The following is an 8,873-nucleotide window of genomic DNA, read 5'->3' on the forward strand; positions in this document are numbered from 1 at the left end:
CAGGTTTCCCGATGATCCGCACGCCCCTCATCACCGTCATGGTCCAGGCCGTCCGCAAGGCCGGCCGGGCGCTCGCCCGCGACTTCGGCGAGGTGGAGCAGCTTCAGGTTTCCATGAAGGGGCCGGGCGATTTCGTCTCCGCCGCCGACCGCAAGTCGGAAGAAACGCTCCACGCCGAGCTGCTGCGGGTACGGCCCACCTACAGCTTTCTCATGGAGGAAAGCGGCGCGGTGGAAGGCGCCGACACCTCCAACGTGTGGGTGGTGGACCCCCTCGACGGCACCACCAATTTCCTGCACGGCATCCCCATCTTCTCCATCTCGCTGGCGCTGGTGCGCAACGGGGTACCGGTGGCGGGCGTCATCTTCAATCCGGTGATGGACGAGCTTTACGTGGCCGAGAGCGGCCAGGGCGCCTATCTCAACGACCGGCGCCTGCGGGTCGCGGGCCGCAAGAAGCTGGCCGACACCGTGGTGTGCTGCGGCCTGCCGCACATGGGCCGCGGCGACCATGCCAAGTTCAACCGCGAGCTGGAGAAGGTGCAGGGCCAGGTCTCGGGCCTGCGCCGCACCGGATCGGCCGCCATCGACCTCGCCTGGGTGGCCTCGGGCCGCTTCGATGCCTTCTGGGAGCGCGACCTCTCGGCGTGGGACATGGCGGCGGGCATCGTGATGGTGCGCGAGGCGGGCGGCATCGTCACCGACCTTTCGGACGGCGACAAGATGCTCGACAAGGGCTCGGTCATCGCCGGCAACGAGATCATCCGCTCCGACCTCATGCGCCTGCTGAAGAGCGCCTGAGGCAGGACCATACTGCCTCAGCGCCGCGCGAACAGCTTCTCCACATCCTTCAGCGACAGGGTGACGAAGGTCGGCCGGCCGTGGTTGCACTCGCCGGCGTTGGGCGTCTCCTCCATCTCGCGCAGCAGCGCGTTCATCTCCTCCACCTTCAGGCGCCGTCCGGCACGAACCGAGCCGTGGCAGGCCATGGTGGCGGCCACATGGAGCAGGCGCCGTTCCAGCGGCAAAGCGTCGTCCCATTCGGCGGCGTGCTCGGCGAGGTCGGTGACGAGGCGGGTCACGTCGGCGTCCTTCAGCAGCGCCGGCACTTCCCGCACCAGCACCGCGCCAGGACCGAAGCTCTCCAGCACCAGCCCCAGAGCCGCAAGATCGGCGGCGCGCTCGGTGAGGCGGTCCGCGTCGGCGGGGTCGAGGTCCACCACCGCCGGGATCAGCAAGCCCTGCCGGCCGACGCCGTCGCGCTCCAGCGCCGCCTTCAGCTTCTCATAGACGAGGCGCTCGTGGGCCGCATGCTGGTCCACGAGGACGAGGCCGTCGCGGGTCTGGGCGACGATGTAGGTCTCGTGCAACTGCGCCCGCGCCGCCCCCAGCGGCCGGTCGAGGTCGACGGCGGAGAGGGGCGCCGCATCGGCCCGCGCATCCGCCGAGGGCTCGGCGATGTCGAGGCGCGCCTGCTCCTCCTCGCCCAGCCCTTGGCCAAGCCCGGATGGCATCGGCCGGGCGGGCGACTGGCGCCAGTCATAGTCGAGGGCCGGCGCCGGCCGGAAGCCCGCGAAGGCCCCGCCGCCGGGGGCAGCGAACGGCGCGGCGGGCGAGAGCCGCGCGCCCAACTCCGGCGTGCGGGCCAGCGCCACCAGCCGGTCGGCCATGGTGCCGGCGGTGGAGGGGATGCGCGCGCCCAGCGCATCGGACAGGGTGCGCACGATCAGCGCGCGCACATTGCCGCCGTCGCGGAAGCGCACCTCGGTCTTCGCCGGGTGCACGTTCACATCCACGTCGCGCGGGTCGAGGCTGATGAACAGCGCCAGCACCGGATAGCGGTCCGACGGCAACAGGTCCGCATAGGCCGCGCGCACCGCCCCCATCAGCAGCTTGTCGCGCACCGGGCGGCCGTTCACGAACAGGTATTGGCTGAGCGAATTGGCCTTGGAGAAGGTGGGCAGGCCGGCGAGGCCCTCCAGCACCACGTCGTCGCGGATGCCGTTGACCGCCACCACATTGCGCCCCGCCTCCGCCCCCAGCACGTCGGCGAGGCGCGCGGCTCGGCCCTGCTCGTCATCGGCGCGGACCGGGAAGGTCACCGCGGCGCGCTCGTCGGTGACCAGGGTGAAGGCCACGTCCGGCCGCGCCAGCGCCAGGCGGCGCACCACATCTGCCGCCGCCGCGCCCTCGGCCCGATCGGACTTCAGGAACTTCAGGCGGGCCGGCGTGGCATAGAACAGGTCCCGCACCTCCACCCGCGTACCACCACCCAAAGCAGCTGGCCGGGGCGGGGTGACCACCCCACCGTCCACCCGCACCTCGAAGGCATGGGCCGCATCCTTCGGCCGGCTGGCGATGGAAAGATGCGCCACCGATCCGATGGAGGGCAGCGCCTCCCCCCGGAAGCCGAGGGTGGAGATGGAAAGCAGGTCCTCGCCGTCGAGCTTGGAGGTGGCGTGGCGCTCCACGCACAGGGCCAGATCATCCGGCCCCATGCCGCTGCCGTCGTCGGTGACCCGCACGAGGCGCCGGCCGCCGCCCTGGATTACCACCTCGATGGCGCGCGCGCCGGCATCGAGCGCGTTCTCCACCAGTTCCTTCACCACGGCAGCCGGCCGCTCCACCACTTCGCCGGCGGCGATGCGGTCGATGAGCACGGGAGGCAGGCGACGGATGAGCATGGCGGCTTCGGCACGATTCGGGATCGGTGATCTTAAGGCCCCGTGGCGGCCGCGCGAAGCCGCCGGCAGGTCCTCTTCCAGTGGGCCGCCGCCGGCAGAAACAGAGCGAAGCTTGCTTTGCCGCCCGCTTGGCCTAAATCTGTGGGAAGAGATATTTCGTGAGCGGCGGCGCGAAAGGCGCAGCCCTGAAGGCGTGACCCATGACCTATGTTGAGGCGGCCAATGCGCCGCTGCGCAAGACCGGCCATATCAAGCTCTACGGGCCGGAAGGCTTTGAGGGCATGCGCAAGGCGGGGCAACTCGCCGCGCAGGCGCTCGACGCCGTGGCCGAGATGGTGGCGCCCGGCGTCACCACCGATGCCATTGACCGGCTGATCTTCGAGTTCGCCATGGATCAGGGCGCCTATCCGGCGACACTGATGTATCGCGGCTACCGCTTCAGCGTCTGCACCTCGGTGAACCATGTGGTGTGCCACGGCATGCCCAATGCCCGCCCGCTGCGCGAGGGCGACATCGTGAACGTGGACGTGACGCTGGTGCTCGATGGCTGGTACGGCGATTCGAGCCGCATGTATCCCGTGGGCGCCATCCCCCGCCGCGCCGAGCGGCTGCTGGAAGTCACCTATGACGCCATGATGCTCGGCATCGCCGCCATCCGCCCCGGTGGCCATGTGGGCGACATCGGCGCCGCCATCCAGGATTTCGTGGAGCCGCAGCACATGAGCGTGGTGCGCGATTTCTGCGGCCACGGCGTCGGGCAGGTGTTCCACGACGAGCCCAACATCGTGCATGTGGGCCGCCGCGGCGAGGGTCCCAAGCTGATGCCGGGCATGATCTTCACCGTGGAACCCATGATCAACCTGGGCCGCCCCCACGTGAAGGTGCTGTCCGACGGTTGGACCGCCGTCACCCGCGACCGTTCCCTCTCGGCCCAGTTCGAGCACGCCGTCGGCGTGACCGAGACCGGCGTCGAGATCTTCACCCTGAGCCCCAAGGGCTATCACCAGCCGCCTTACACCGCCGCCTGAGGAAGAGCCGGACACGCTTATGGCCGAGGCGCCGGAAGACGGCCTGAATGACGCGCCCCATTTCCACGGGCATCGCGACCGTTTGCGCGCGCGCTTCCGCGAGGCGGGGGCGCTGGCCCTCGCCGATTATGAGCTGCTGGAGCTGGTGCTGTTCCGCGCCGTGCCGCGGCGGGATGTGAAGCCTTTGGCCAAGGCGCTGGTAGACCGCTTCGGCTCCTTCGCCGAGGTGGTGGCCGCGCCCCCCGGCCTGCTCGCCGAGGTCCCGGGCGTGAAGGACGCCATCATTACCGAGCTAAAGGTGGTGGAAGCGGCGGCCCAGCGCCTCGCCAAGGGGCAGGTGAAGCGCCGGCCGGTTCTGTCCTCCTGGAGCGCGGTCATCGATTATTGCCGTACCGCCATGGCCTATGCGGACCGCGAGCAGGTGCGCGTGCTGTTCCTCGACAAGCGCAACCAGCTGATCGCCGACGAAGTGCTGCAGACCGGCACCGTGGACCACGCCCCGGTCTATCCGCGCGAGGTGGTGAAGCGGGCGCTGGAGGTCTCCGCCTCCGCCGTCATCCTCTGCCACAACCATCCCACTTACTCATTCTGATCCCGCTAGATCACGCTCAAATCCGCTCAATCACTAGGAAATTCGCGCAATTTTGTCATTGCGCACAGGGGGCGGCTCCGGCAAATTGGGGGTAGTAAAAGGGGTAGAAACCGGCCTCCCGCTCCCAGCTAACGCCCCCGTTTCTCCTCGACCGATCCCAGTTCCGGAAAGGAGGAAACGCCATGCCCGCCCTGACCGATACCGCGATCAGACATGCGCTGAAGCGCGTCGAGATCAGCCGTAAGCAGGAGAACCTCGCCGATGGCGAAGGTCGCGGCACAGGCCGTCTCGTCCTCGTTCTCAAGCCCATGCCGAAGCGCGTCACTGCCGACTGGATGGCGCAGCAATGGCGTGACGGCAAACGTACCAAGAAGAAGATCGGCGCCTATCCGTCGATGCCGCTCGCCCAGGCCCGCGAAATCTACAAGCGCGACTTCGCCGACGTCATTCAGAAGGGCCGGAGCATCAAGATCGCGACCGACACGCGGCCTGGTACGATCGCCGATCTGTTCGCTGGCTACGTTGCCGCGCTCAAGGCCGCTGGGAAATCATCCTGGAAGGAGAGCGAAAAAGGCCTCAACAAGATCGCCGACACACTCGGGCGCAACCGCCTCGCTCGCGAGATCGAAACTGAGGAAATCATCGAACTGATCCGCCCGATCTACGATCGCGGTGCCAAATCGATGGCCGATCATGTGCGCTCCTATGTCCATGCCGCCTTTAGCTGGGGCATGAAGTCCGACAACGACTATCGGCAGCAGTCCTCTCGCCGCTTCCGCATCCCCTTCAATCCGGCGGCAGGCATTCCGACCGAACCCAAGGTCCAGGGCACGCGCTGGCTCGACGAAGACGAGTTCGTCCAACTCTATCGCTGGCTCGAATGCCCCGACACCCCAGTTCATCCGCCTTACACCCGTGCCGTCAGGATCATCATGCTGACCGGCCAGCGGGTCGAGGAAATCGCGAGCCTCCACATCGACCAATGGGACGCCAAGGAAAAGGTCATCGACTGGTCCAAGACCAAGAACGATCTACCTCATGCCATTCCGGTACCCGAGTTGGCGGCTGAACTGCTCGCATCCATCAACGTCAACGAATACGGCTGGTTCTTCCCGTCGGCCAAAGACCCGTCGAAACCCGTCAGCCATGGCACGCTCTATTCGTTCATGTGGCGCCAGCGGGATCGCGGCGTGATCCCCTATGTCACGAACCGCGACCTGCGCCGGACCTTCAAGACGCTGGCCGGCAAGGCGGGCGTCTCGAAGGAAATCCGCGATCGCCTCCAGAACCATGCTTTGCAAGATGTCAGCTCCAAGCACTACGACCGTTGGCACTACATGGTAGAAAAGCGCGCCGGTATGGCGAAATGGGACAAGTTCGTCCGCGCCATGCTTGTGAAGAAGCGCATGAAGGCGGCGGCATGAGCCACCGGCCTCTCCTTCTTGCCGGCATGCTTGTTTTCCTCTGCCCGGTCGTCCCCGCCTATGCAGATCCGTGCAAAGCACCTCTGCCAGCCCAAGCTGGCGTGCAGTTCTCTGGCACGGTTCGCTATGTCGGTGATGGCGACAGCCTTTGCGTAGGCAGGACGGCCGACCCCAACGCCTGGATCGAGGTCAGGCTTGCCGACTTCAACGCCCCCGAGCTCCACCAAGACGGCGGGGCTCAAGGAAAGGTCGCGCTCGAACGCATTGCGCTTCACCGTGAGGTGACATGCACGACGGAGCGCGGCCGCAGCAGGCGCGTGATCTCATTCGACCGTGTCATTGCCCGCTGCCGTGTCGGCTCTCAGCCCATTGGTGACATGCTGCGCCAAGCCGGAGCGCCGGAGGGCGGCAACTGATGCCGGCCTCCACCATTGACTTAACATAGCCTGGAAGCTATATGAATTGGGACGTCAGACTGCATGACGCCTTCGAGGCGGAGTTTCGGGCTTTCGCGAACGAGGTGCAGATCGAAATGCTCGCCCTCGCAAAGCTGCTGGCCGAATTCGGGCCGCAACTTGGTCGACCTTACGTCGATACGCTGAAGGGCTCGAAGCACTTCAACATGAAGGAAATGCGCTTTTCAGCGGCCGACGGCGAGTGGCGAACAGCCTTTGCCTTCGACCCAGAGCGAAACGCAATCCTGCTTGTAGCAGGTGACAAGTCGGGCGGAAGTCAGAAGCGCTTTTACAAGCAGCTTATCGCAAAGGCGGACAAGCGATTTTCCGACCATCTGGAAAACCTGAAATCCGTAAAGAAGGGATAGCCCGATGGGACGCAGCATCACGGACGTCATCGCTTCGCTGCCCCGCGACCAGCAGGAGCAGGTCGAGGCCCGCTACCAGGAGCTTCGGCTGGAGGTCGAGGGTCTGCGCGAGCTGCGGCAGATCGCGGGGAAGGCACAGGAAGATGTCGCCGGTGCCTTGAACATCAAACAGCCCTCGGTCTCGAAGATCGAAAAGCAGGCCGATATGTATCTATCGACGTTGCGCAGCTACGTCGAGGCGATCGGCGGCAAGCTTGAACTCACCGTGAAGCTGCCGTCGCATCCGCCCCTCAAGCTTCACAGCCTGGGCGACGTGATTGCATCGAATACGCCCACGCGCGGCGCCCGCGTGCGGAAAGCCGCCAGAGTCCGCTCTTGATGCTTCAGTTCGACGGCAATTGGCGGTTCGACAGTCCCGGCGCGATAGAGCCCGCCGTACAAGAGGGCTTTCGCGACCTTATCAACCGCATCAGCGGACAAGGGCAACGGAAGGCCATTTTCGAGCATTTCAAAGCGCGATTCTGTGCGGCAGCCAGCGCCGAGTATTGGCCGAGCACCAACGAGCGGTTCGCCTCCGAAGATCTCGACCGAGACATGGGACGCGCCGGTGAGAACGCTCCGGTCTTCATCGAAGCGTTCTGGGACGCATGCCAGGAACTTTGGGCTCGCAATCCGGCGATGGTGATACCGGAAGCCGGGAGGATCAATCGCATCCTCGCCGACGCCAACGCCGGCTATCAGCTCAATCCTCCGATGCTGGTCGCCACCCGCGTCCACATTCCGATCACCGTTCCTGACGCGTCCCCGTCGCTCGATGTCCAGGTGCGAGCCCTCATCCACGAGTCCCTCGACGCTTCTCAGCGGTTCCTGAGCGAGGGCAACGGCCGTCAGGGGGTCCAGGAAGTGCTCTGGCTGCTGGAAACCATCGCAACCGCCTTTAGAGGCCTCGACGTTGCCGATGGAAGCATCCAGGGGCGCTACTTCAACAAGATCATCCTCGAATTGCGCCAGCGCGGCCGAGGGCACCAAGAGCAGATCCTGAACTGGATGATGACGCTCCATGGATACCTGTCGTCGCCCACTGGCGGCGGGGTACGTCATGGCGTCGATCTTAAAGAGGGCCTCGCTCTCGGCATCGACGAGGCGCGTCTTTATTGCAACCTCATCCGCAGCTACCTGACGTTTCTGATCGCGGAGCACGAACGCGTCAGCCGAGGCGTAGTGTAAAACTCAAGAGAGACGATCGTGACCCGCATTTTCGACTTCGATGGACCAAACCTTGATCGTGGCTTCGTCAACCTCAGGACGGCTGACCATCCAGTCGAGAGGGAATTGCACGACCTCATCGAGCGAATGTGGGAGCGCTACGAGCCGTATGCCGATCCGGATTTCCGCCATGGCTTTGCGCGCGACGTCGACGGCCGTTTCTGGGAAATGTATCTTGGATGCACCCTCCTCGACGCCGGCCGCAGTCTGCTGCCGGTTTCCGAACGCCTGCGCGAGGGCGGTCAACCCGACCTCTGCGTTCTGACGGACAAAGGCCGAATCTGGATCGAAGCCATCGCGCCGGACGAAGGCGACCCTGGCCCGGATCAGGTTGTCCGGCCTGTGCCGATGAACGAGGGCGGCGGCCTCAGCGCCGCACCAATCCGTCAGGCGCAACTTCGGACCACCAGCGCCTTCTGGACCAAATTCCAAAGAGTTCAGGACTACCTGCGAGAAGGTGTCATCGGCCAGAATGACGTTCGCATCATCGCGATCAGCGCGAGCCGGTTTGGGGTCTATGTCTCCGAGCGCCCGCCGCTGATCATGTCGTCCCTGTTCCCGATCGGCGACGCCTACATCACCATCGACCGCGAGACGGACGAAGTGGTGGATCAAGGTTTTCACGGCGCGCCGGAGATCCCGCGTCAAGGCGGGCCGATCCCGCGCACCGCCTTCCTCGATCCGGCTTTTGCCGATGTCTCCGGCGTTCTGTGGTCTCGCGTCAGCCTGGGCAATCTGTCCCGCGGAACCAGGCCGCTGACCTATGTCCACAATCCTCTCGCTAGGCATCCGTTGCCGGTCCGCTGGGGTGTCTGGGACCGAGAATTCGTGACCGTCGTCGATGGCGAGGATTGGGAAGCGACCGACATCCTCGCACCGCAGCCAGAAATCGAACCATCGGCGGCCGAATGAGCACGACGCCGATCGACGTATGAAACATCGGGACGGCCTTCCTTGCTGAATTCAGTGCCTTGAGCGCCGATGGCTAAGACACTCAACGAGGAAGCCATCGAACGCCACCAGGAGGCGCTGATCCAACCGGCTGCCACCCTGTATG

General features: G+C 65.4%; 10 protein-coding genes. 9 read left to right on the forward strand and 1 reads right to left on the reverse strand.

The genetic code is table 11. The annotated features are described in order from the left end of the window. The first annotated feature begins 11 nt into the window (after window positions 1-11). Complete coding sequence (locus V5F48_RS05030; protein WP_394040682.1) at window positions 12-800, forward strand: inositol monophosphatase family protein; 789 nt, start codon at window positions 12-14, stop codon at window positions 798-800. 17 nt (window positions 801-817) lie between these two features. Here the strand turns inward: V5F48_RS05030 and mutL are convergent, their stop codons facing one another. After that, a complete protein-coding gene (mutL, locus tag V5F48_RS05035) occupies window positions 818-2,683 on the reverse strand; it encodes a DNA mismatch repair endonuclease MutL (RefSeq protein WP_394040684.1) in 1,866 nt (621 codons plus the stop codon). Window positions 2,684-2,883: 200 nt separating this feature from the next. On the opposite strand from mutL, the gene map reads away from it, so the two are divergent. The 8 genes from map (at window position 2,884) to V5F48_RS05075 (ending at window position 8,728) form a co-directional block, all read left to right on the forward strand. Further along, window positions 2,884-3,711, forward strand: a complete 828-nt coding sequence (gene map / locus V5F48_RS05040) for a type I methionyl aminopeptidase (RefSeq protein WP_394040686.1) — start codon at window positions 2,884-2,886, stop codon at window positions 3,709-3,711. Between the two features lie 19 nt (window positions 3,712-3,730). Continuing rightward, a complete protein-coding gene (locus V5F48_RS05045; RefSeq protein WP_394040688.1) occupies window positions 3,731-4,303 on the forward strand; it encodes a JAB domain-containing protein in 573 nt (190 codons plus the stop codon). A gap of 182 nt (window positions 4,304-4,485) precedes the next feature. Further along, window positions 4,486-5,727, forward strand: coding sequence for a tyrosine-type recombinase/integrase (locus tag V5F48_RS05050; protein ID WP_394040690.1), 1,242 nt, complete (start codon window positions 4,486-4,488; stop codon window positions 5,725-5,727). After that, window positions 5,724-6,143 carry a thermonuclease family protein gene (locus tag V5F48_RS05055; RefSeq protein WP_394040692.1) on the forward strand — a complete coding sequence of 140 codons (420 nt, stop codon included), beginning with the start codon at window positions 5,724-5,726 and terminating at the stop codon, window positions 6,141-6,143. The genes V5F48_RS05050 and V5F48_RS05055 overlap by 4 nt, the downstream gene beginning before the upstream one ends. A gap of 41 nt (window positions 6,144-6,184) precedes the next feature. Then, the gene (locus tag V5F48_RS05060) at window positions 6,185-6,550 is read left to right on the forward strand and encodes a type II toxin-antitoxin system RelE/ParE family toxin (protein ID WP_394040694.1); all 366 of its coding nucleotides are present in this window, start codon (window positions 6,185-6,187) and stop codon (window positions 6,548-6,550) included. A gap of 4 nt (window positions 6,551-6,554) precedes the next feature. Continuing rightward, window positions 6,555-6,929: an XRE family transcriptional regulator gene (locus V5F48_RS05065; RefSeq protein WP_394040696.1), complete on the forward strand. Its 375-nt coding sequence runs from the start codon at window positions 6,555-6,557 to the stop codon at window positions 6,927-6,929. Beyond that, complete coding sequence (locus V5F48_RS05070; protein ID WP_394040698.1) at window positions 6,929-7,777, forward strand: hypothetical protein; 849 nt, start codon at window positions 6,929-6,931, stop codon at window positions 7,775-7,777. The genes V5F48_RS05065 and V5F48_RS05070 overlap by 1 nt, the downstream gene beginning before the upstream one ends. Window positions 7,778-7,795: 18 nt before the next feature. Beyond that, window positions 7,796-8,728 (forward strand): hypothetical protein, encoded by a 933-nt coding sequence (locus tag V5F48_RS05075; protein WP_394040700.1) that lies wholly within the window; start codon window positions 7,796-7,798, stop codon window positions 8,726-8,728. Window positions 8,729-8,873: the final 145 nt, after the last annotated feature.

Source organism: Xanthobacter autotrophicus ATCC 700552, assembly GCF_043194565.1.
In the GTDB taxonomy this organism is placed as follows: Bacteria; Pseudomonadota; Alphaproteobacteria; order Rhizobiales; family Xanthobacteraceae; genus Xanthobacter; species Xanthobacter autotrophicus_F.

Excerpts from the sequence above, each read along its gene's own strand:
- V5F48_RS05030 (WP_394040682.1), top strand. The coding sequence starts at position 12 with ATGATCCGCACGCCCCTCATCACCGTCATGGTCCAGGCCGTCCGCAAG.
- mutL (WP_394040684.1), bottom strand. The coding sequence starts at position 2,683 with ATGCTCATCCGTCGCCTGCCTCCCGTGCTCATCGACCGCATCGCCGCC.
- map (WP_394040686.1), top strand. The coding sequence starts at position 2,884 with ATGACCTATGTTGAGGCGGCCAATGCGCCGCTGCGCAAGACCGGCCAT.
- V5F48_RS05045 (WP_394040688.1), top strand. The coding sequence starts at position 3,731 with ATGGCCGAGGCGCCGGAAGACGGCCTGAATGACGCGCCCCATTTCCAC.
- V5F48_RS05050 (WP_394040690.1), top strand. The coding sequence starts at position 4,486 with ATGCCCGCCCTGACCGATACCGCGATCAGACATGCGCTGAAGCGCGTC.
- V5F48_RS05055 (WP_394040692.1), top strand. The coding sequence starts at position 5,724 with ATGAGCCACCGGCCTCTCCTTCTTGCCGGCATGCTTGTTTTCCTCTGC.
- V5F48_RS05060 (WP_394040694.1), top strand. The coding sequence starts at position 6,185 with ATGAATTGGGACGTCAGACTGCATGACGCCTTCGAGGCGGAGTTTCGG.
- V5F48_RS05065 (WP_394040696.1), top strand. The coding sequence starts at position 6,555 with ATGGGACGCAGCATCACGGACGTCATCGCTTCGCTGCCCCGCGACCAG.
- V5F48_RS05070 (WP_394040698.1), top strand. The coding sequence starts at position 6,929 with ATGCTTCAGTTCGACGGCAATTGGCGGTTCGACAGTCCCGGCGCGATA.